Genomic DNA, 19,511 nt, shown 5'->3' with positions numbered 1-19,511 from the left:
TGCTGTCAGTCTACTCGTCAACATGCTGTTCGGCTGCCGGCAGATGCAGTACGAACACCGCCCCAAGGGCATCGTTGTACACCTCCAGATCGCCGCCAAGGTCGCGCACGATGCCGTAGGAAACCGCCAATCCCAAGCCGAGGCCCTGGCCGACCGGTTTGGTAGTGAAGAAGGGCTCGAAAACTTGGTCCAGATGCTCGCTGGCGATGCCGCCGCCGCTGTCGGCGACGCTCAGCGTCCAGCTCTGGCGGTCGCGATGGCAGTCGACGCGCAGTTGACGGATCTGACAGCCCTGCATGGCGTCGAGCGCGTTGGTCAGCAGGTTGATCAGTACCTGTTCCAGTCGGATGGCGTCGCCGCTGACCCAGGCATCGGCCGGCATCTGACGCAACACCTCGACGCCGTCGCTGCGGATCCGTGGGCCGAGCAGCTGTAATGCCTGCTCCAGAACATCGGCCAGGTTCAAGCGCTGGCGCAGCCCCGCAGGGCTCTTGCGAGCAAAGGTTTTCAGGTGACTGGTCAGCGCCGCCATCCGTTCGAGCAAACCTTCGACCTGGCCGAGGCCTTCACGCACAGCCTCGGTGCGGCCGTTGTCGAGCAGCAGCCGCTGGCTGGCCAACTGCATGCGGAGGGCGGTCAGTGGCTGGTTGATCTCGTGGGCCAGTGCGGCGGACATCTGCCCCAGCGCTGCCATGCGCGCGGCGTGCACCAGCTCGTCCTGGGCGGTATGCAGTTCACGAGTGCGCGCTTCCACCAGACGCTCCAGTTCGCTGCGATTGCGCTGCTCGGCACGGCGTGTCTTGCGCCGCTGGGCCAGGTAAAGCAGCAGAAACGCCAGCGTCATCCATACGCCAGCAGCCGCCAGGCGATAGCTGCGCACATTGGCAGCGATCAGCTGCGGTTCCTGTAGCAGATGCAGCGTCCAGTTCTCTTCCGGCAGCTGCAACCGCTGCCAGAGGTAGTTGCGGTGGCCATCCGGGCCGTCCACCTGACGCCGCTCGCTGTCTTCGGCGATGTGCTGCAGGGTGTGATTCGGCAAGGGTTGGAGATTCTGCTCGGCGTAGCGTCGGGCGGCGATCAGACGATCGCGTACCTCGTCGCTGAGCGGACGCAGATAGCGGAAGCGCCAGGCGGGGCGGTTGGTGAGGATGACGATATCCAGCGAATCGGTAATCAGCAGGATGCCCGATTGTCCGACCCACTCGCGCTGCATGTCTTCGAGTTCAAGCTTGACCACCAGCACACCGATCACCTCGCCGGCGCTGTTTTTCACCGAACTGGAAAGGAAGTAGCCGGGGATGCCGGTGGTCACGCCGACAGCGAAGTAGCGCCCGGAGTCGTTCGCCAGCGCATCGAGGAAATACGGACGGAAGGCGTAGTTGTTACCGACGAAACTGGTCCAGTCGCGCCAGTTGCTCGCCGCAAGGGTTTCGCCGTTGCGGTTCAGCAGATAGAGCACCGAAGAGCCCGCCGCCTGATTCTGCTGCTCCAGACGCTGGTTCAGCTGTTCGCGCAGGGTCTGATCGTCCGGATTGCTCAGCAGCTCCTGAATGTCGCTATCGAGCGCCAGCAACGCCGGCACCGAGCGAAAGCGTTCGACCTGGGTATGAATTGCCTGGGCATACAGTTCGAGCTGCCCACGTGCTTCCTGGCTGCGCTCGACCCAGGCACGCTGCTCGGCGATGCGTCCGGCCCCGTACATGCTCAGCACCAGCCCAACGATGATCAGCAGGACGATGAGAACGACACGGAGGCGGCTGGAAAGGGCAGGCATGGCGGGCTCGCTATGAGGATTTCGCATGGTAAGCCAAAGTGCCCACATGATGGCTTTCGTGTCGTAATCGGCGGCCGGGCGGGTGCGGGTCGCGGAAGCCGGTCGGTTTCGGTATCCTTGCCGGCCCTTTCGGCGCGCCCGACCGCCGAGGCCTCCATGAGAGACGAAATCCATGACCTGGCTGCCTAGTCCGCCATAGCGCAACATCCCTCTACATATGATTGCGACCGCCTGTCATGGGTGCGGTCGTGCGCCGCGCCTTATGCGCGTGGATGCCCCCATACTCGAATTTGAAACTAGCCTCGTACCAGCCGCGTACCGTTTCGGCCCGCAGGTTGTGCTTTTGCTCTGGATACGCTGATGCTCCATACGATCAAACAAAACTGGTTTTGCAACATCCGTGGCGACGTGCTCGCCGGACTCGTCGTTGCCCTGGCGCTGATTCCGGAGGCGATCGCCTTCTCGATCATCGCCGGGGTCGATCCGCGGGTCGGCCTCTACGCCTCCTTCTGCATCGCGGTAGTGATCGCCTTCGTCGGTGGCCGTCCGGGCATGATTTCCGCCGCTACCGGTGCCATGGCGCTGCTGATGGTGACGCTGGTGCGCGAGCACGGCCTGCAATACCTGTTGGCCGCGACCCTACTCTGCGGCCTGCTGCAAATCGGCGCCGGCTACCTGCGCCTTGGTTTGCTGATGCGCTTCGTCTCGCGCTCGGTGGTCACCGGCTTCGTCAACGCGCTGGCGATCCTGATCTTCATGGCGCAGCTGCCGGAGCTGACGAATGTCACCTGGCACGTCTATGCCATGACCGCTGTCGGCCTGGGCATCATCTACCTGTTTCCCTATGTGCCGACGCTCGGCCGCATCATTCCGTCGCCGTTGGTCTGCATCCTGACGCTGACGGCTGTGGCCATCTACCTCGGCCTGGATATCCGCACCGTTGCTGACATGGGCGACCTGCCCGACACGCTTCCAGTCTTCCTCTGGCCCGAAGTGCCGCTGACCTTCGAAACCCTGGCGATCATCTTCCCGTACTCCGCTGCGCTAGCTGTGGTGGGCCTGCTGGAATCGCTGATGACCGCCACCATTGTCGACGACTTGACCGACACCAGCAGCGACAAGAACCGCGAGTGCAAGGGCCAGGGCATCGCCAATATCGTCTCCGGCCTGTTCGGCGGCATGGCCGGCTGCGCGATGATCGGCCAGTCTGTGATCAACGTGAAATCCGGCGGCCGCACGCGGCTGTCGACGCTGATCGCCGGTGTCGTATTGCTGTTGATGGTGGTGTTTCTCAGTGACTGGGTCGGGCAGATTCCGATGGCTGCGCTGGTGGCCGTCATGATCATGGTATCCATCGGTACGTTCAGCTGGGATTCGCTGCGCAATCTCAGGCACTACCCGCTCTCCACCAATATCGTCATGGTGGTGACCGTGGTGGTGGTCGTCTTTACCCATAACCTGGCGTACGGCGTTTTGGCCGGCGTGTTGCTGGCTGCGATGTTCTTCGCCAATAAGGTCGGGCACTACCTGCATATCGGCTCGGAGCTGGATGACGAAGGCAATCAGCGCACCTACCGCGTGGTCGGGCAGGTATTCTTCAGCTCATCGGACAAGTTCACCGCCGCCTTCGACTTCAAGGAAGCCATCGCAAAGGTCATCATCGACCTCAACCAGGCGCATTTCTGGGACATCACCGCAGTTGCGGCACTGGACAAGGTGGTCGTCAAGCTCCGTCGAGAGGGCACCGAGGTCGAAGTGTTGGGTCTGAATGAAGCCAGCGCGACCATCGTCGACCGCTTCGGTGTGCACGACAAACCCGATGACATCGGCAAGCTCATGAGCCACTGATCAGGAGAACGACAATGAACCAAGTATTGGCTTGCATCGACGGCTCCCCGCAGGCTTCGGCCGTTTGCGATTGCGCGGCCTGGGCCAGCCGGCAGTTGGATGCGCCACTGACCCTGTTGCATGTGCTCGACCAGCAGCAGTACCCGGCGACCGGCAACCTCAGCGGCATAATCGGCCTCGGCAGCCGTGAATACCTGCTCGAGGAACTGGCCGCTCTGGACGAAAAGCGCAGCAAGCTGGCGCTCGAAGAAGGACGAATGATGCTCGACGCTGCCCGGCAGCGTGTGATTACCGCGGGCGTGGAGCAACCGGAGGTGCGCCAGCGCCACGGCGATCTGGTCGAAACGTTGCACGACCTCGAACCGGACACCCGCCTACTGGTGATCGGCAAGCAGGGCGAGGACAGCGGCAATGACTTTCAGCTCATCGGCAGCCAGCTGGAGAGCGTAATTCGCACCATGCACCGGCCGATCCTGGTCATCCCGGCCAACTTCAGCGTGCCGACCAGCGTCATGCTGGCCTTCGATGGCAGCGAGACTACGCGCAAGGGCGTCGAGATGCTGGCCTCCAGTCCGCTGGTCAAAGGCATACCGATTCACCTGGTGATGGTGGGTGCAGACTCCAGCGACAGTCGCGTGCCGCTGGAGTCTGCGCGTGATGCATTGGCTGCTGGCGGCTTCGAGGTGCATATCGCGATCCGTGCCGGTGAGGTCGAACCGACGCTACATGCCTACCAGGCTGAGCACGGTATCGACCTGCTGGTGATGGGCGCCTACGGCCATTCGCGGATTCGTCAGTTCCTGGTCGGCAGCACCACCACCAATATGATCCGCACGACCACTACGCCGTTGCTGTTGTTGCGCTGATTTACCACGCTCAGGGCGCGCCCAGGCAAGCGCGCCGGTTGCCCCGTTGGGTCAGCGGTAGATATCTGCCCGTGACCAGGGCAGCTCATGGGAGCCGTCCGGCAAGGGCTTGCTCGCCAGAATCTGGTGCAGGTTGATCCAGTTGCGGCGGAAGCCATAGGCGCAGCCGGCCAGATAGACCCGCCAGATGCGCAACGCGCGCTCTGGCACCAGCTGCTGGGCCTCGGCCAGGTTCGATTCCAGTCGTTCGCTCCAGAACTGCAGCGTGCGCGCGTAATGCAGGCGCAGGCTCTCCACGTCGACGATTTCAAGCCCCGATTCGCTGATGCACGCGCCGATCTTCACCAGATGCGGCAATTCACCGTGCGGGAAGACGTAGCGATCGATGAACTCGCCCGCGCCGTGAGCCACCGGCCGACCATCGATATACCGCGAGGTGATGCCATGGTTGAGCGCCAGGCCGCCCGGCCTCAGCACATCCGACAGTTGCTGGCAGTACAGCGGCATGTTGGCGTGCCCGACGTGCTCGAACATGCCGACACTGACCACCTTGTCGAACTGACCGTCCTTGGGCAGATCACGGTAATCCATGAGCTCCAGCTTAACCTGACCTTCGAGCCCTTCGGCGGCGACGCGCTCGCGGCCGAGTTTCAGCTGCTCCGTGCTGAGGGTGATGCCGAACACCTGCGCGCCATATTCGCGCGCAGCAAAGCGTGCCAGGCCGCCCCAGCCGCAGCCAACGTCGAGCAGGCGATCGCCAGGTTTCAGCCGTAGTTTGCGACACAGGTGGCGCAGCTTGGCTTGTTGGGCCTGATCGAGATCTTCCGTACCGGTTTCGAAGTAACCGCAGGAATAGACCATGTCCCGGTCGAGCCAGAGCTGATAGAACTCGTTGGACAGATCGTAGTGGTAGGAAATGGCCTCGGCATCGGTGGCCTTGTCGTGTGCCTGGCGAACCGGCAATGATGCATGCGCCTCGCCCAACGCACGGGTGATTTCGTCGCCAATACGGATGACTTCTTCAAGCGGGCCATGCAGATCGATCCGCCCTTCGACATAGGCGCCGCCCAGCAGCGCAAGGCTGGGGTGGGCCAGCTGCGGAATCAGGTTAGGGTCCTTGATCTCCAGCGTCACGCTGGGCGCAGGGCCAATGTCGATCTGGTTGCCGTCCCATAGCCGCAGGCGCAACGGTAATTCCAACTCTCGAAGGGCCGGAAGCAATGTTGCCAACATGCTCATTCTCCTCTGTCAAGCGTGCTGGAAAGGCTAGACCAAGAATCGGCTGTTGAGGCTAGTTGAAAGATAGTTTTTGTCTATCGGTCAGATGGACACGCTCAGGTAAGCGTTTTGGTTGTGAAGCAGTCAGGCATGAGTTCATGCGAGGTGATCGCCCGGAAAGCCGGGCGGTCAGGAAATGGCGGAAGGCAGTGGGAGTCGAACCCACCCGGGAACGGCTGCCGCCCCCAACCGGGTTTGAAGCCCGGCCGCACCACCGGGTGCGATTGCCTTCCTCTTTGATCTATAACGCTTTTTTCTAGCTTAGCTGATGCTCGGACAAGGGAGTGTCGAAGAAGTGTCGAAATTCCCGAGCGGGGCCGAATGCCAGTACGTCTTGTAGGTGATCAGGGGCGAGGTGAGCGTACCGCATAGTCATGGCCAATGACGAATGCCCCAGGATCTTCTGCAAGGTAAGTATGTTCCCGCCGTTCGCGATGAAGTGTGACGCGAAGGTGTGCCGTAGAACATGCGACTTCTGGCCTGCTGGCAGATTGAGGCCAGCACGAGCAACGGCCTCGTCAAATCGATCACGGCAATTGCTAAACGCGCCATGTTCTCGAAGATGAGCACGAATGCGGTCTGCCAACTTCGGATCGATGGGCACGATACGTCGCCGCTTCGACTTGGTGTTCACGAACTGGAGCGATCCATCGGCAACCCGACTCAACGTGAGCCCCTGAGCCTCACCCCATCGACAACCTGTAACAAGGCAGATCATCGCGATCAGCTCGACGTGTGGATGCCTCATGTTCCGCATCACACCGAAAAGCTGATCGATCTGACGGGTGTCGAGGTAGGACAATTCACGCTCTTGCACTCGAATCGCACGGAGTAGGGCAAGCGGGTTCTGGTAGTCGATCTCACCGAGACGGCGCAGCTCATTGAACATAGCCCGCAGATAAGACAATTCGTTGTTCAGAGTTTTCGGGCTGATTCCTGATGCAATACGTCTGGCCCGATATTCAGCGAAATCGGTAGCAGTTAGCGTGATGGCTATAGGGTTCTTTAGGCGTTCCACCATCCGATCCATGATGACGCGGCGTCCCGCATAATCTGAGAGCGACCCTCCGTGCAGGCGACCCCAACAATCCACCAGTTCAGACAGGCGACGACGATCCGTCGGTTTCGGTGACCATGTCGGACTGTCGATTAGCTTTGATCGACACGTCGCTTCGAACCGCTGGGCTTCGCCCTTGGTCTTGAACGTTTTGCGGAACCGCTTGCCCTTGATCGGCTCAACATCGACCCGCCAGCGGCCATCAGGCAGTGCGAGGATTGCCATCAGACAGCACGCCCCCATCGCACGTGGCGTTCCTGCAATAGGTTCTTGATGTGGATGTACAGATCCCGTTCCGTCATGTCTTTGGACGCATAGTGATCGCGAATAACTGGCCAACATTCCCACTCGCGCAGCCGCTCAAACGCCTTTTTTGCGCCCACCCGCTCCCTTGCCAGCAGGCTTACGAAGTTTCCCAGAAATAGCTCCACGTTCTTGCCGGAAAAGCCTCGAGAGGTTTTGTAGTAGCGCTTGTATTCCGTCTCATCGACCAGGGAGTCCACTGGGAGATCGACGCGGGCATCTTCTCGCAGTAGCGTCCAGATCGGCTCGAAATAACCAGGGCGGGCAAGCAACTTGAATTGGCTCAGGCCATAGCGCCATAGGCCTTCCAGATGGGCCGAGAAGGTGTCGAAGGAGTCCGTGTCTATGGATTGGCCAGTCTTCACGTCCACCGAGCCGCTGGCGAATTGCTGGATGACCGAATGGTGATAACGCAGCTCGACGCGCCATACATCCTGGGTCGGGTCGTAGTTGGCCGGGTCTTTGGCATCGAACGAGTCCCGGCGACGCCAGACGCTTTCCCAGTAGTCGAGCTTGTCATGAGCACGGGCTTGAAGGGTCTTGTTGTAGATGCCGAGCTGTACGCCACCCGCAGAGCCAAACAGAAAGGACTGGCCTTTGCCGTAGGTCGCCGCTTCCATGGTCCATTGGATTTCCTTGATGCCCGAGATATCGCGGTTGGCGCGTGCGCGGCAGTGCATGCGGGCCGTCAGGTCGGCGGGAGGCGTCCAACCTTGCAGATCCAGGGCGAGGTGGACGGCACACTGGTTGCGCTCCCGGTGCGTCATCACGGCGGCTGCGTAGTAGTCCATACGCTCTTGCAAACGCTCAGGCGACAGCGCGTCGATCGCATGCGGTGACACCTCGATTTTCAGGTGCGGGCCGATCTGCTCCAGCTTCGCGTTGAAATTCTTGATCAGCAGGATGAACCCAAGGTCAGCGTTCTGGAGCTTGTACTGGTAGCCCGAGTCTCGACCAACACGTCCCGAATGCCAGATCTCGCCAGCGAACTCGACCATCGCGCCCGGTTTCTCAAACAGCGCCATGACCTCGGGGCGGATCAGTCCACGGTAGAGCTGGCGGACTGTATCGACGCCGCAACGCAGCAACCGGATTTTCGACAGATCGGTGATCGCAGCAGTACCAGGATCAACGAACAACCGTCCGCGTTTGGTCGGGTTGCCCGTTATATGGTCCAGTCTCGCTTGGTCTTTAACGCTCATTCTTGAATCCCCAACAATGTCCACTAACGGACGGTTTCAACTGGTTTTATCTGACGTGCTACAGGGACGTCAGCGCGCGCAGCACGCCGGCTCGTGCCTCGCCGTGCGTGCCAGGGGCACGCTGACGGTCTTCACCACAGGAACTCACCCTTCACATACGGAACATGCGTAAAACGCGTGCCCTGGGGTTCGCTTTGTTCCTGGCGCGGCTGTGCTGCCAGCTGCGGTGCCGGTAGCTGGTTGTTCCGATTCTGGTCTTGCATCGAGCCTCGGTCGGGCTTCGTCGGGTCGAAGTAGCCGTTCTGCACAACCGTCATGCAGAACTCGAACGACACCTGTAGCAACGTGCCTTGCTGGGTGTTGCAGCGGCACCCGGTCAGCCCGTCATCGGTATCGCCAATGCTCATACGCCGTCGGTTACGGCTGATGAGCGCTCGGTCGTTAGTGGCGATGCAGACGGGCTTGGGAAAGGATTGCGGGGTGTTCAGCTGGTCATAGATCGGCGCTGAGCCGGGCACATCGCGAATCCGAGGCACACGCGACCCGAGATATTGCTCAAGGGTTTGCGGCTGTTCCTGGCCCTGCCCACCGATGGGGTTGATGAAGGAGCCGACGACGCTTTTTGCCTGATCAACCATGCTTTCAGATTCAATCGGCGCGCCGATCTGGTCTGCCGCTTCCGGCGCGGTCTTTTCCTCCTCATAGCGCGCATAAGCGCGATACACGAGGAAGCCGGCCCCGATGATTACCGCCGCGGCCAGGAGGAACTTGGTCGGCACCTTGGCCTGAAAATGGTGCTTGGCGTTGGTGCTGGTGTAGGCGCCGAAGTACTTCTTATCCAGCCGCAGCGACTTCTTGTCGGCGTCCTTGAAACTGGATTTCACCTCGACCTTTTCCACCACCACTTCCGACTCGAAGCGCAGCAGTTGGGAGGACTTGAATACCCGCCAGTAGTGAATGTGCGAGTTGCACAACCGGCGAAGGTGAACATCGAGGTAGCGCGGGTCCTGTGTGACCAGATGCACTTCATGGCCCTGGTGACGCATGGTCTCGAAGCGGGTGATGTGCTCGGGTGGCCGCGCCCGAGGATCGCGAGAGCCAAACCAGCCTTGGGCCTCATCGACCACAATGATCGCGTCGGCCGGCAGCTCGAACCACTTCTCCGGATCTTCAAACACGAACCAGCTCGCCTTGAGCTGTTCGGGTTTGAGGCCGTTGATGTTGTGGTAATAGACAACGCGCCCTTGGGCGTGGGCGCTCTGGTCGACTTCCCGAATGGTGTTGAGGGTCTTGCCGTGCCCCGGCTTGCCCGTGCGGATGATGAGCATGGGATCAGGCCGTGAAGGTGGTGACGTTGCCGAGCTTGGTGCGGCGGTCGGCTAGCTTGTCGATACCTGACAGCACCAGGCGCGTGGTGATGGCGGCGAAGTACATATTGAACGCGACATCAATCTTCGCCAGCCCCAGGATCAGCTGAATCGACTGGGCGACGTTGCCCATGTTGGCGAGCATGTAGTCCTTCGCTTCACCGATCACGAAGTTGATTCCGAGGTAACTAACCATACCGATACCGAGCACCCGCAAGACCATCATCACCAGCGGTTTTACGATCATCACGGCGAGCATGGCGAGGTAGTAAAAATGCATCAGGCACCTCCAAAGGCGCGGCCCACGTAGACGGCGCAGAACATTGCGGTGAACGCCACGATCAGCCAGGACATATCCGTAGCTGCTTCGCACAGAGGCTCGTATTTGATTTGCAGGGTGCGGCCACCGCTGGAGCGCAGGTTCATGCTCTCGGGTGACGGGCAACCGGACGGGAGGAAGCGGCCAGCGCTGTCGATGAAGCTCGGCGCTTGAACCTCAGCCTCTTTCAGCTCGAACTCTTCGCCCTGGAAGAGCCCTTGGATGTCGGTCTTTTTGTTCTCGAAGTTGGCCTGTTCTTCGGCGTTGCAGCGCATCTGTTTCTGCTGCTTCAGGATCGCGCACTGGACCGCATCGCCCTTGCAGCTAATTTCGGCATCGCAGGCTTCGCCGGTTACCCCAGGCTTGATGCACTTGTCTGGATCGGTGGTCGGGTCGCATTGGCCGTCACCTTCTCCCTCGCCCGTCCCATCACCGCTGCCGTCACCATCCCCTGAACCATCGCCCTCGCCGTCCCCTGAGCCATCACCGTCACCGCTTCCATCGCCATCGCCAGAGCCGTCACCATCCCCGTCGCCGTCACCTGGATCTTCGGGATCGGTCGGGGCTTCCGGGTCGGGATTCTCAGTGTCATCGCAGCCCCCTACCTCAACGTCTGGATCACAGGGTTTTGGCGGTTCCTTGCTGCAAAACGTACCGTTCCAGACGTAGCCGGCAGGGCAGGCGTTATCGGGATCTGGCGTTGGCGTGTCGTCGGGGTTGGTGGTGTCGCTTGTGCCCGCAGGTGCGGTGCGAATAGGTTCCCCGCCTGAGCATTCCAGGCCGGCGCTCTTGTACTCATAGGAGCCGAACACACCAGGAGGATTGCCGCTGGTATAGGCGTACACGTTGGTCGGCGCGGTGAAGCCCCAGGTGTACTGGCAACTATTGGCGCAAACGCTGGCAGGGGGTTCGGTCGAGGGCTGACCGACAGCAGCCTTGATCAGGTGCTGGTGGAGGATGGTTTGGCCGTTGGTTGATTCGCAAGTATTCGGAGGCGAAACACACTCGCCAATTGTAGAGTCGTATTCAGTACCGGTTGGACAAGTATCCCCTAAACGCTGAAATAGAACATTCGATTGACTACCCCATACCTTGCCAGTCGACTTAGTAATAGCATCAAACGAAGCTATGCCCTCAGTAGCACTAGTCATCGAGCGTGAGGTTTCAGTCCAGTAAAGAGTGTCCGTCTCCCTGTACTCAATATAACCGGCAATGGCAGCAGCAAAACTAGGGAATGTACCGGCCGCAGGAGTGTTAGATACGCGCCAATAATAGTTCTCGGCACTAACGACCTGACAAAAAAATAAACATGGCACCAAGAGCAGCAAAGAACGCCAAGTTTTCTGAACAAAGGAATGAAAGCGTAGATATTCCATCATCAAACCCGCCCAAAAAACACGAGATAGAACGCCAGGGTGGTCAGGATCAGGACGTACAGTTGGTAACTCATTGGCGTTCCCTCGGAAGTGAAAACCCCGCCGGAGCGGGGTTTGTTTGCTTCGGCACTTGCGGTGCGCAACCCAGGCTTACAGGGCGCGGCGCATGTACTTGAACGCCATGGCGGCGATGATCACGGCGAAGACGGCCCAGCCGATGGTGCCAACATCGGTGCCCGCCTCATCCAGTGCGCCGGTCGCTTCCGGGGGAACGGCTGCGTACACGGTGCCAGCCAGGGTGGAGAGCGCGGCAGCAGCGCCAACGCCGATTTTCTTGATGAAATGCTTGTTCAGTTGCATGGGTGATACCTCACTGTTTCAGGACTTTTTTGAGGACCAGAAAACCGAACACGGTGGCAAAGAGCACGATGGCCTCTGCCTGGAGTTCGGAGACCTGTTCCCAGGACAGTGCAGCGCCGTAGAGGCTCTGCATTTCCTCGACCGTGAGGGCAACCAGCGACCCGGAGCAGACGGGCGTACCGTCAGCGCCTTGGAGCCAGTCACCGTCACAGGCGAGGAAATTCATGCACCGGCCTCAAGGAGGTCGGCGGCTTGTTCGAGGGGTTCGCAGTCGGGGCAGACGGCGAAATGGGGCGGCAACCGCAGATCGGGCAGCAGATCGCTTTGCGGTGCGGGAAGGCTCATGAGCTTGCCCATGTCGTTGCCGCAGCAGTCGCAGATAACGCGGTCACCCATCAGCATGGTCCGCCCCTCCCCTTAGTTGGCTTTGGCTGGGTCGGCTGGCTTGGCCGGGTTCGGCTGAGCAGCTGAGCGGGTCGGTTCGGTGGTGTTGCGGGGCTTCACGGCTTCCAGTTGCAGGGCTAGGTTCTTGCCCTTGTTCTGGCCACCACGGGCGATCTCGAAGTGGATGCGCACCAGTTGCAGCGGCTCGAACTGGGCACCGGCTGCGAAGATCTCATCGGCTACTTCGTCCGCTGCTGCCATGCCGATGATGGAAAGGCCGTGTTCGGTCTTGCCGTCTGGTTCGTCGCCGTAGAAGACCTTGATGTACTTCTGGCCAGCTTCACCGTCGAAGCGTTGAGTGCCGAGAAATGCAACTTCCATAGTCGAACGTGCCATCTGTGTTTCCTCTTTCTAGTTGCGCTTGATTGCGCGTCTTCGCTTTTCGCAGGCCGAGCGATCCCGAGCAGACGAACTTCTAAAATTCGCCACTGCTGGTTTGTTACTGGGCCTACTGGTTAAAACTTCGCGTTGCGGTTGCCTGTTAGTTGGTTAACACCAAGGGCTTTGCCCTTGTCATCCCACTCTTGCCGCCGAGGGCTCGGGAGCGCGGGGCGGTGAAGCTGCCCCACACTCACGAGCGGAGGCTGTTTCGGTTCGTGCCGGGTCAAGGGTGCGCTCCGCCCGTGCTTCCGTTTGTCCGAACGGTGAGGCGTGTTCGGACAAGCCGGGAGCGCGGCCCTGGACCTGATCGAGTCCGAGTAGGGGCATGCCGGTCAGAAGCGCACCGATGGCTATGACTATTAGTAACTGGCTGAGCACGAGCAGCGAGGCGATGGCGTTCATTGGCTCAGGCCTCCAGCTGGAACGGCTCGTGAATCGGCACGTAGGGCGTGGGCTTGCCCGTATCGAGCACAACGCTCCAATACTTCGGCGGACGGTCGGGTGGCGTGTGTTTCTCGCAGGTATAGGCCGGTATCACCGCCCATTCCGAGGCGAGGACTGTCCAGACACCAGCGATCATGCCCATGCGGGTTGTGCGAATCGGCTGCACAGATGCGGGGCGGCATTGGGCGCAGGGTGTGGACCGGGAGCGAGCGGGTTTCGCCACTTCGCGTCGGGACCAGCAGACAGAGCAGTCGCAGCTCTCGGGGTGCGGTAGGCGCATATAGGTCGACAGGCTCATACGTCATCCCCTCGGCTGGCTTTCCGTAGGCGGCGCGGATCATGCCGACCATTCCTTTTCCATGAGCTGCTGTGTCAGTAGCGCCACGTTGACCATCACGTACTTGCCGACCTTGTGCGACGGGATATAGCCGTTGCGAATCCAGCCCCACACCACGTCGTGCTCGTTGCCCATGCGAATCCAATCCGCGAACTCACGCCAAGGCATCACCGGGGGCGGGCTTAGCAGGTCTTTAAGCGAGAGGTTGATTCCTTCCATGTCCTTGGCCTTTGTTGCACTATGTTGGTCTTTATTAGCGCAGCTAATATCTGCGTAACATTTACTCTTGCGTAAAAGTTACACCTTATCCGATCCTGCGTAAATGTTACGCATCATGAATTGTTCCTATATGGATTCAGTCCGAGATAGAGCGCTTCGATTGATACGGGCTATCGGTCCGAAGCGGTTGAGCGAGAAGGGCGGCAAGAATTACGACCGCTGGCGCAACATCAGCAGTGAGAAAATCCGCATCGGGACGGAGGAGATCGGCATCCTCGCAGACTCGTTTCCGGAATATGCCCTTTGGCTCGTTAGCGGCCGGATCGAGCCAGAGCATGGTCACCGAAGCCCGGAGTTCGACGAGGCCAACCGAAACTTGCCCAGTCAGAGCGCGGGATAGCGATCACAACGGAAGTGACTAGGCGCTGGTACGCCCGAACGACAGGGAGAGGACGATATGAAGGCTGATTGGAACGACGCCCCGGAATACATCACAAGGCATCCACGCAAAAGCCGCAGGCTAGCGAAGCTGATCCCTGGTCTGATAGGCACCGTTCTTACGCTAGCGGTTCTCCAGATGGCAGGCTCAGCGTTCCTGCAGGGAACCGCACAGCGCATTGCCGATAGGCGCATCCAACCCAAGCCAGCCCCCGTCGCTGAGATTACGCGAGTAGAGCCCACGGTGACCAAGGATTGGGACAGGGTAGTAGAGGAAGTAGCCGCGAGGGGTGCAACGCCTCAGCCGCAATCAGCCCAGCCTCAAGCCGTTACGGCAGAGCCGACGCCCAAGCAAACCGTATTCAACGACAACAACTACGTTCCACAGGGCGCCACTAATATCGTCCCAGCCACACGGGTTGTGCCGGAGCCGACCGTAACAATTCCATCCCGCAAAAAAGAAATTGTGGTTGTAGGCAAAGAATCACGGCTGAGTGACTTTTGCCCACACCGGGAAGGAAGCCTTGAACGAAGAAATTGCAAGGCGAAGGTTAATCTTTCTACAAGAAATTAGCGCCAAGCATTCATCTCCTCCAATGATCTTGAATGTGCTTAGAAGAAACAGCAGAGATGTTATACCAGTAGGCGTCGTTATTAGTTGCGTCGATGACGACCAAAGAGTCATTGGCATCCATGGCGGCCCAAATACGATTAGCGGCCTGTTCGCAACTAAGTGATGAGTTCACGTACCAAAAAGACTTTTGAACCTTCACACAGTTCCCAAGCGCTTCGATTGCGCTAATGACTTTCGAATAATCCTTGCCGGCGGCGTTTAGGTCGTAGGAGATGAACAGGTTATTCGCCATAGAGTGTCTTCCTTGATTGAAAAAAGTAGCTGCTATATAAGCATAGCGCTCTTAGCGCTGCAAAGCCGCGTGTCGAAATTAGTGTTCAAGCTTGACCTGAATCAACAGCGAAAATAACAGCGGATCTTGTTTTATTCCAGCAAGGCTTCACAACAACGATTATGCATATCGGGGATTCAGCTGGGTGCGTAAAGTACATCATGTTTGTTTTGATTTTAGAACCTTATTTCTAAGAAGGTGCCAAGTATCCCTAATCATCTGCCCCTGACGGTTTTCGCTTGCTTCAATGAATAGAAATTTACCCATTCTCCCATTCAAAGAAACAAATTCTTCATACAGCTCTGCGGCACTGTTTTCTGAAATAACATAAAAGCAGTGAGGCATATCGAACCGCCATGTCTTCACCGTGCTCATTCGATTGAACAGATTTTTCAACTTCTCGCGATCGCCGACCACGTCATCGTAAATGAATATGTAGGCCTTCCTCATTGGAGGACCTCGTCAGATTGGCTAGTAATGCAATTTAGATCGGGGTTGCTGGTTATTAATTCTTGATTAACTTCCAGTGGCTGAGGGTCACCTTTTTGTTGCGCCAACTCGATGGTCCTCTTTTGTATCTGGTAATCTTCGGATTGCAACTTGTCTCGATCAAAAAACAATAAAAATAAAAACCCAAACAAAGCAACAACGACAGGTGAGCAACCTATGAATATAACCCAGCTAGGCAATGCCGGGTTTAATCCGCCAGCTATCATTGTAGGGATTGTAATAATTCCGCAAAGCCACAGTATGGGATTAAGAGCGCTTTTAACCATTAAGCGCCCACCAGACTCGACAGCCCGGCTAAAGATTTGCTCTCTCATTGTATTAACGGTAGCTCCATGCTAGCCAAGCCGCAAACGTACGAAAATCTAACCCAGCGGTTATGCTAATAATCGATTACCGTCCACCAACCTAGCAAATCGAGAGTGTCGAAAAAGTGTCGAAACCATAGCCTATCATTATCCAAAAATAGCCATAGTCGAGGCGGACTGACGAGTCGATAGCCAGTACTAACCAACGTAAGCAACTGTAAACAAGCAAAAATACAGGATTTGAAGCCCGGCCGCACCACCGGGTGCGATTGCCTTCCAGGGAGGTCTCGAACGAGGCCTGGACTGGAAACTGATAAGCAGCCTACCTGAGCTCGACCTCCGAGGCCAAGGCGCTGTCGGGGCGGACCTTGCGCTCGTTGCCGAAGCGTCGGGTGAGGCCGATACGGTCGAAGTGTTCGAGCAGCTGAATGCTGCGCTTGCGGCCGAGCTGGATCTGGTCGCGGAAGGCGGCGGCGCGGATCACGCCGGACTGACGCTCCATGTCCAATACCTGATTAGCCAGCTGGCGGATGGTCGAGTCGGGATAGAAGAGGTCCTTTACGACCTGCTGGAGCTCGCCGATGCGAGACAGTTTGCGCAACAGATGACGCACACGATCCTCTTCGATTTCCAGCTCGCCGGCCAGATCGCGCACCCACGGTGGGTTGAACCGGGCTGACTCCAGCAGCGGCCAGAGGCGGGCTTTCAGCGACTCTTCTTCTTCGCTCAGCTGAACGCGGTGCCCGGGAAGATGCAGCCAGGGGCCGTTGGCTTCGATCGTTCCGGCCGCCAGGGTTCGTTCCAGCAGCGCGAGGTAAATCGGCCGTTCCAGCTGGGGCAGCGCGTAGCGGCGCAAACGGTCACGATCCGGTCCGAGTTCATCCGGTTGTGTTTCATGGAAGCGCTGCAGCGCGGCCACCAGGCTCTGCTCGAGATAGTCCCAGGTGCCGCGGTCGAACAGCCGTGGACCCTCTCTGGTGGGGATTTCCAGCGCCTCGTCAGGCAGGCGCCAGGTCTGTCTCGGCCGGTTGAACTGCCGCTCCAGCAAGGCCGGTTCCAGGCCATTCATGGCGCTTGGTAACAGCGCCGGCAGGATCTCTTCCAGTGTTTCGCCGCCCAAGGCGCGCAGCACTGCCAGGCGCGCCTGGCGATGACGGTTGCGCGGTGGGGCGAAGGGATCGAGTACTCGGCCGCCGCCCAGTGTGCGCTGTGCGGATTGGTCCCGCAGTACTACACGATCGCCGTGCACGGCGTGGGCCGGCGCGTTCAGCAGCAGCTGTGCGTGTACGTGACCGCCGGGCGCCAGGTATTCACCTTCCAGCAGCGCGATCCGGCCCGTTACGTCTTGCGCGCCGAGATGAATGTGCACCGGGGTCCAGTGGCGCAGCTCGCGGGCTTCGCTGGGCAGCAGCGTGAATTCGATGTCGATGCGCCGGGTAGCGGCCTGCAGCTCGGGCTTGAGCAGCCAGTCGCCGCGGCTGATCTGTTCCACCGCGAGGCGATCGCCAGCGAGGTTCAGGGCGACCCGTTGCCCGGCCTGGGCCTGCTCGGAGACCCGGTTCTGGGCATGCAGCCCGCGCACTCGAACGCTGCGCCCGGCTGGGCTCAGGGTCAGCTCGTCGCCGACTCGAACCCGGCCGGCGAACGCCGTTCCGGTCACGACGACGCCGGCTCCGGTGACGCTGAATGCGCGGTCGATGGCCAGCCGGAAATAACCGTCTTCGCTGCGTGTGCGCACCCCTGCGGCCTGCTCGATTAACGCCGAACGAAGCGCGTCGATGCCCTCGCCGGTGATGCTGGATACCGGAAAGATCGGCGTGCCGGTCAGTGGGCCGGTCTGCAGCAGCGATTCGATCTGCTGGCGCACCTCGGCAATACGCGGCGCTTCGACCCGATCGATTTTGGTTAGCGCCACGAGCGCGCGGCGAATGCCCAGCAACTCGACGATGGCCAGGTGCTCGCGGGTCTGCGGCATCACGCCGTCGTCGGCGGCGATCACCAGCAGCACGCAGTCAATGCCACAGGCCCCGGCCAGCATGTTGTGTACGAAGCGCTCGTGGCCGGGTACATCGATGAACCCGGTGAGGTCGGATTCGCCGAGCGAGGTGTACAGGTAACCGAGATCAATGGTGATCCCCCGCAAGCGCTCGTCGCGGCGGCGGTCGCCTTCTTGTCCGGTCAGTGCCTTGAGCAGCGCAGTCTTGCCATGGTCGATGTGGCCGGCGGTACCGATGATCATGGTGTCAGCTCCCGTTGCAGGTGCGGCAACTGCTCGAGCAGTGCTGGCTCATCATCCAGTTGTCGCAGGTCGAGCCAGAGGGTGTCGTCAGCGATCCGGCCAAGGATCGGGATCGGTAGGCTGCGCAGCGCTTCTTCCAGCTGGCGCAAGCTGCGACCACGCAGGCGCCTGGATTGCAGGGGACGGATACAGAGGGCGGCGCTGGGCAGGCGTGCCACTGGCTGCGCGCCACTGCCGATCATGCCGAGGGCGTCTTCAACCGCGACCTGCCAGGAATCGCCGAGTGCCTTGGCCAACGTCGGCACCAGGCGCTCGGCCTGGGCCCGTATGTCCGGCTGCGGGCGGCTCAGCAGGCGCAGGCTGGTCAACCGCTCGCCAAGGCGATCAGGATCACGATAGAGGTTGAGTACGGCTTCCAGCGCCGCCAGGGTCAGCTTGTCGACACGCAGCGCGCGCTTGAGTGGGTTCTTCTTGATCTTCTGGATCAGCTCCCGGCGGCCGACGATCAGTCCTGCTTGCGGTCCGCCTAGCAACTTGTCGCCGCTGAAGGTGACGATGTCGGCGCCGTCACGCAGGGCCTCCTGCACGGTGGGCTCCTTCGGCAGACCCCAGCGCGACAGGTCGACGAGACTGCCGCTGCCCAGGTCTTCCAACAAGGGCAGGTCATGAGCCCGGGCGATGGCACCGAGCTCAGCCGTGGCGACGCTGGTCGTGAAGCCTTGCACGCTGTAGTTGCTGGTATGCACGCGCATCAGCAAGCCACTGCGCGGGCCGATGGCGTTTTCGTAATCGCGCGCGTGGGTGCGATTGGTCGTGCCCACCTCGTGCAGCTTCACGCCCGCGCGGGCCATGATGTCGGGGATGCGAAAGGCACCGCCGATTTCGATCAGCTCGCCACGGGAAATGATGCCTTCTTTGCGTGCGCCGAGGCTGTTCAAAGCCAGCAGCACCGCGGCCGCGTTGTTGTTGACCACGGTGACGGCTTCGGCGCCGGTCAGCTCGCGGATCAGCTCTTCGATCAGGTCATCACGGTCGCCGCGCTTGCCGGTGGCCAGATCGAACTCCAGATTCAGTGGATAACGAGCCGCCAGGGTCATCGCCTCGATGGCTTCATCTGGTAGCAGGGCGCGGCCGAGGTTGGTATGCAGGACCGTGCCGGTGAGGTTGAATACGCGCCGCATGCGGCTGCGATGCTGGTTGGCTAGGCGCTCACCGGCGCGTCCGGCGAGCACGGCTTCGGATAGCTCCAGCGCGGCGAGCTGACCCTGACGGACCGGCTCGCGCAGCTCGTCGAGCAGATCGCGCAGGGTGCCGAGTAACGCTTCTCGGCCATAGCGCCGCTGAAGTGGTTCGCAGGCAGGCGCGCGCAGCAGACGGTCGACGGAGGGCAGGCGAACGCTGCTCATGGCTGACGCGCCGGATGATGATGCGATACGGAGAGGGCGGGTTTGGCGCAAATCGTGCCGACCGCGCTGGACCCTGTTGCGAGGCTGCCTGACACGCAGGACTCCCATTCTTTTTAGTATTTCGCGAGCAGCA

General features: G+C 60.0%; 21 protein-coding genes and 1 tRNA gene. 3 read left to right on the top strand and 19 right to left on the bottom strand.

Features of this window, described 5'->3' with window-relative positions:
- Positions 1–10: 10 nt before the first annotated feature.
- Positions 11–1,774 carry a sensor histidine kinase gene (locus tag DQ405_RS01110; RefSeq protein ID WP_168422517.1) on the bottom strand — a complete coding sequence of 588 codons (1,764 nt, stop codon included), beginning with the start codon at positions 1,772–1,774 and terminating at the stop codon, positions 11–13.
- A gap of 360 nt (positions 1,775–2,134) precedes the next feature.
- On the opposite strand from DQ405_RS01110, the gene DQ405_RS01105 reads away from it, so the two are divergent.
- Entirely contained in the window at positions 2,135–3,622 is a 1,488-nt protein-coding gene (locus DQ405_RS01105; RefSeq protein WP_168422516.1) for a SulP family inorganic anion transporter, read from the top strand.
- 14 nt (positions 3,623–3,636) lie between these two features.
- Positions 3,637–4,488, top strand: a complete 852-nt coding sequence (locus tag DQ405_RS01100) for a universal stress protein (protein WP_168422515.1) — start codon at positions 3,637–3,639, stop codon at positions 4,486–4,488.
- 51 nt (positions 4,489–4,539) lie between these two features.
- On the opposite strand, the gene cfaB is transcribed toward DQ405_RS01100, so the two are convergent.
- From cfaB to DQ405_RS01030, 13 genes are all read right to left on the bottom strand, one after another.
- Positions 4,540–5,721, bottom strand: a complete 1,182-nt coding sequence (cfaB, locus tag DQ405_RS01095; protein ID WP_168422514.1) for a C17 cyclopropane fatty acid synthase CfaB — start codon at positions 5,719–5,721, stop codon at positions 4,540–4,542.
- Between the two features lie 182 nt (positions 5,722–5,903).
- Positions 5,904–5,999 (bottom strand) — tRNA-Sec (locus tag DQ405_RS01090).
- A gap of 23 nt (positions 6,000–6,022) precedes the next feature.
- Positions 6,023–7,048: a phage integrase gene (locus DQ405_RS01085; protein WP_168422513.1), complete on the bottom strand. Its 1,026-nt coding sequence runs from the start codon at positions 7,046–7,048 to the stop codon at positions 6,023–6,025.
- Positions 7,048–8,328 (bottom strand): hypothetical protein, encoded by a 1,281-nt coding sequence (locus DQ405_RS01080; RefSeq protein ID WP_168422512.1) that lies wholly within the window; start codon positions 8,326–8,328, stop codon positions 7,048–7,050. The genes DQ405_RS01085 and DQ405_RS01080 overlap by 1 nt, the downstream gene beginning before the upstream one ends.
- Positions 8,329–8,459: 131 nt before the next feature.
- Positions 8,460–9,656: a zonular occludens toxin domain-containing protein gene (locus tag DQ405_RS01075; RefSeq protein WP_168422511.1), complete on the bottom strand. Its 1,197-nt coding sequence runs from the start codon at positions 9,654–9,656 to the stop codon at positions 8,460–8,462.
- Between the two features lie 4 nt (positions 9,657–9,660).
- On the bottom strand, positions 9,661–9,975 hold the full coding sequence (locus DQ405_RS01070; protein ID WP_168422510.1) for a DUF2523 domain-containing protein: 315 nt from the start codon (positions 9,973–9,975) through the stop codon (positions 9,661–9,663).
- Positions 9,975–11,393, bottom strand: coding sequence for a virulence factor TspB C-terminal domain-related protein (locus DQ405_RS01065; protein ID WP_168422346.1), 1,419 nt, complete (start codon positions 11,391–11,393; stop codon positions 9,975–9,977). Before DQ405_RS01065 ends, DQ405_RS01070 begins: the two co-directional genes overlap by 1 nt.
- 147 nt (positions 11,394–11,540) lie before the next feature.
- Positions 11,541–11,750: a major capsid protein gene (locus DQ405_RS01060; protein WP_046162623.1), complete on the bottom strand. Its 210-nt coding sequence runs from the start codon at positions 11,748–11,750 to the stop codon at positions 11,541–11,543.
- A gap of 10 nt (positions 11,751–11,760) precedes the next feature.
- The gene (locus tag DQ405_RS01055; protein ID WP_046162624.1) at positions 11,761–11,976 is read right to left on the bottom strand and encodes a hypothetical protein; all 216 of its coding nucleotides are present in this window, start codon (positions 11,974–11,976) and stop codon (positions 11,761–11,763) included.
- Positions 11,973–12,152 carry a hypothetical protein gene (locus tag DQ405_RS01050; RefSeq protein WP_046162625.1) on the bottom strand — a complete coding sequence of 60 codons (180 nt, stop codon included), beginning with the start codon at positions 12,150–12,152 and terminating at the stop codon, positions 11,973–11,975. Before DQ405_RS01050 ends, DQ405_RS01055 begins: the two co-directional genes overlap by 4 nt.
- A 15-nt stretch (positions 12,153–12,167) precedes the next feature.
- Positions 12,168–12,530: a hypothetical protein gene (locus DQ405_RS01045; protein ID WP_174824639.1), complete on the bottom strand. Its 363-nt coding sequence runs from the start codon at positions 12,528–12,530 to the stop codon at positions 12,168–12,170.
- A 451-nt stretch (positions 12,531–12,981) separates the two neighbouring features.
- A complete protein-coding gene (gene pflM, locus DQ405_RS01035; RefSeq protein WP_168422509.1) occupies positions 12,982–13,317 on the bottom strand; it encodes a lysogeny maintenance protein PflM in 336 nt (111 codons plus the stop codon).
- A 39-nt stretch (positions 13,318–13,356) separates the two neighbouring features.
- Entirely contained in the window at positions 13,357–13,575 is a 219-nt protein-coding gene (locus tag DQ405_RS01030; protein ID WP_168422508.1) for a DNA-binding protein, read from the bottom strand.
- A gap of 187 nt (positions 13,576–13,762) precedes the next feature.
- Here DQ405_RS01030 and DQ405_RS01025 point away from each other — a divergent pair, with 187 nt between their 5' ends.
- Positions 13,763–13,975 carry a DNA-binding protein gene (locus DQ405_RS01025; protein WP_241729741.1) on the top strand — a complete coding sequence of 71 codons (213 nt, stop codon included), beginning with the start codon at positions 13,763–13,765 and terminating at the stop codon, positions 13,973–13,975.
- 622 nt (positions 13,976–14,597) lie between these two features.
- On the opposite strand, the gene DQ405_RS01020 is transcribed toward DQ405_RS01025, so the two are convergent.
- From DQ405_RS01020 to selA, 5 genes are all read right to left on the bottom strand, one after another.
- The gene (locus DQ405_RS01020; protein ID WP_168422507.1) at positions 14,598–14,879 is read right to left on the bottom strand and encodes a hypothetical protein; all 282 of its coding nucleotides are present in this window, start codon (positions 14,877–14,879) and stop codon (positions 14,598–14,600) included.
- Positions 14,880–15,077: 198 nt separating this feature from the next.
- Positions 15,078–15,368: a hypothetical protein gene (locus DQ405_RS01015; RefSeq protein WP_168422506.1), complete on the bottom strand. Its 291-nt coding sequence runs from the start codon at positions 15,366–15,368 to the stop codon at positions 15,078–15,080.
- Entirely contained in the window at positions 15,365–15,742 is a 378-nt protein-coding gene (locus DQ405_RS01010; protein WP_168422505.1) for a hypothetical protein, read from the bottom strand. The genes DQ405_RS01015 and DQ405_RS01010 overlap by 4 nt, the downstream gene beginning before the upstream one ends.
- 313 nt (positions 15,743–16,055) lie before the next feature.
- A complete protein-coding gene (selB, locus tag DQ405_RS01005) occupies positions 16,056–17,972 on the bottom strand; it encodes a selenocysteine-specific translation elongation factor (RefSeq protein WP_168422504.1) in 1,917 nt (638 codons plus the stop codon).
- Positions 17,969–19,378, bottom strand: coding sequence for an L-seryl-tRNA(Sec) selenium transferase (selA, locus tag DQ405_RS01000; protein ID WP_168422503.1), 1,410 nt, complete (start codon positions 19,376–19,378; stop codon positions 17,969–17,971). The genes selB and selA overlap by 4 nt, the downstream gene beginning before the upstream one ends.
- Between the last annotated feature and the right edge of the window lie 133 nt (positions 19,379–19,511).

It is taken from the genome of Pseudomonas sp. SST3 (assembly GCF_003325755.1).
The sequence above is the reverse complement of the archived record's forward strand: the minus strand, read 5'-3'. Positions and strand labels throughout refer to the sequence as shown.

Coding starts and splice junctions, on each gene's coding strand:
- DQ405_RS01110 (WP_168422517.1), bottom strand. CDS start 1,774: ATGCCTGCCCTTTCCAGCCGCCTCCGTGTCGTTCTCATCGTCCTGCTG.
- DQ405_RS01105 (WP_168422516.1), top strand. CDS start 2,135: ATGCTCCATACGATCAAACAAAACTGGTTTTGCAACATCCGTGGCGAC.
- DQ405_RS01100 (WP_168422515.1), top strand. CDS start 3,637: ATGAACCAAGTATTGGCTTGCATCGACGGCTCCCCGCAGGCTTCGGCC.
- cfaB (WP_168422514.1), bottom strand. CDS start 5,721: ATGTTGGCAACATTGCTTCCGGCCCTTCGAGAGTTGGAATTACCGTTG.
- DQ405_RS01085 (WP_168422513.1), bottom strand. CDS start 7,048: ATGGCAATCCTCGCACTGCCTGATGGCCGCTGGCGGGTCGATGTTGAG.
- DQ405_RS01080 (WP_168422512.1), bottom strand. CDS start 8,328: ATGAGCGTTAAAGACCAAGCGAGACTGGACCATATAACGGGCAACCCG.
- DQ405_RS01075 (WP_168422511.1), bottom strand. CDS start 9,656: ATGCTCATCATCCGCACGGGCAAGCCGGGGCACGGCAAGACCCTCAAC.
- DQ405_RS01070 (WP_168422510.1), bottom strand. CDS start 9,975: ATGCATTTTTACTACCTCGCCATGCTCGCCGTGATGATCGTAAAACCG.
- DQ405_RS01065 (WP_168422346.1), bottom strand. CDS start 11,393: ATGATGGAATATCTACGCTTTCATTCCTTTGTTCAGAAAACTTGGCGT.
- DQ405_RS01060 (WP_046162623.1), bottom strand. CDS start 11,750: ATGCAACTGAACAAGCATTTCATCAAGAAAATCGGCGTTGGCGCTGCT.
- DQ405_RS01055 (WP_046162624.1), bottom strand. CDS start 11,976: ATGAATTTCCTCGCCTGTGACGGTGACTGGCTCCAAGGCGCTGACGGT.
- DQ405_RS01050 (WP_046162625.1), bottom strand. CDS start 12,152: ATGCTGATGGGTGACCGCGTTATCTGCGACTGCTGCGGCAACGACATG.
- DQ405_RS01045 (WP_174824639.1), bottom strand. CDS start 12,530: ATGGCACGTTCGACTATGGAAGTTGCATTTCTCGGCACTCAACGCTTC.
- pflM (WP_168422509.1), bottom strand. CDS start 13,317: ATGAGCCTGTCGACCTATATGCGCCTACCGCACCCCGAGAGCTGCGAC.
- DQ405_RS01030 (WP_168422508.1), bottom strand. CDS start 13,575: ATGGAAGGAATCAACCTCTCGCTTAAAGACCTGCTAAGCCCGCCCCCG.
- DQ405_RS01020 (WP_168422507.1), bottom strand. CDS start 14,879: ATGGCGAATAACCTGTTCATCTCCTACGACCTAAACGCCGCCGGCAAG.
- DQ405_RS01015 (WP_168422506.1), bottom strand. CDS start 15,368: ATGAGGAAGGCCTACATATTCATTTACGATGACGTGGTCGGCGATCGC.
- DQ405_RS01010 (WP_168422505.1), bottom strand. CDS start 15,742: ATGAGAGAGCAAATCTTTAGCCGGGCTGTCGAGTCTGGTGGGCGCTTA.
- selB (WP_168422504.1), bottom strand. CDS start 17,972: ATGATCATCGGTACCGCCGGCCACATCGACCATGGCAAGACTGCGCTG.
- selA (WP_168422503.1), bottom strand. CDS start 19,378: ATGAGCAGCGTTCGCCTGCCCTCCGTCGACCGTCTGCTGCGCGCGCCT.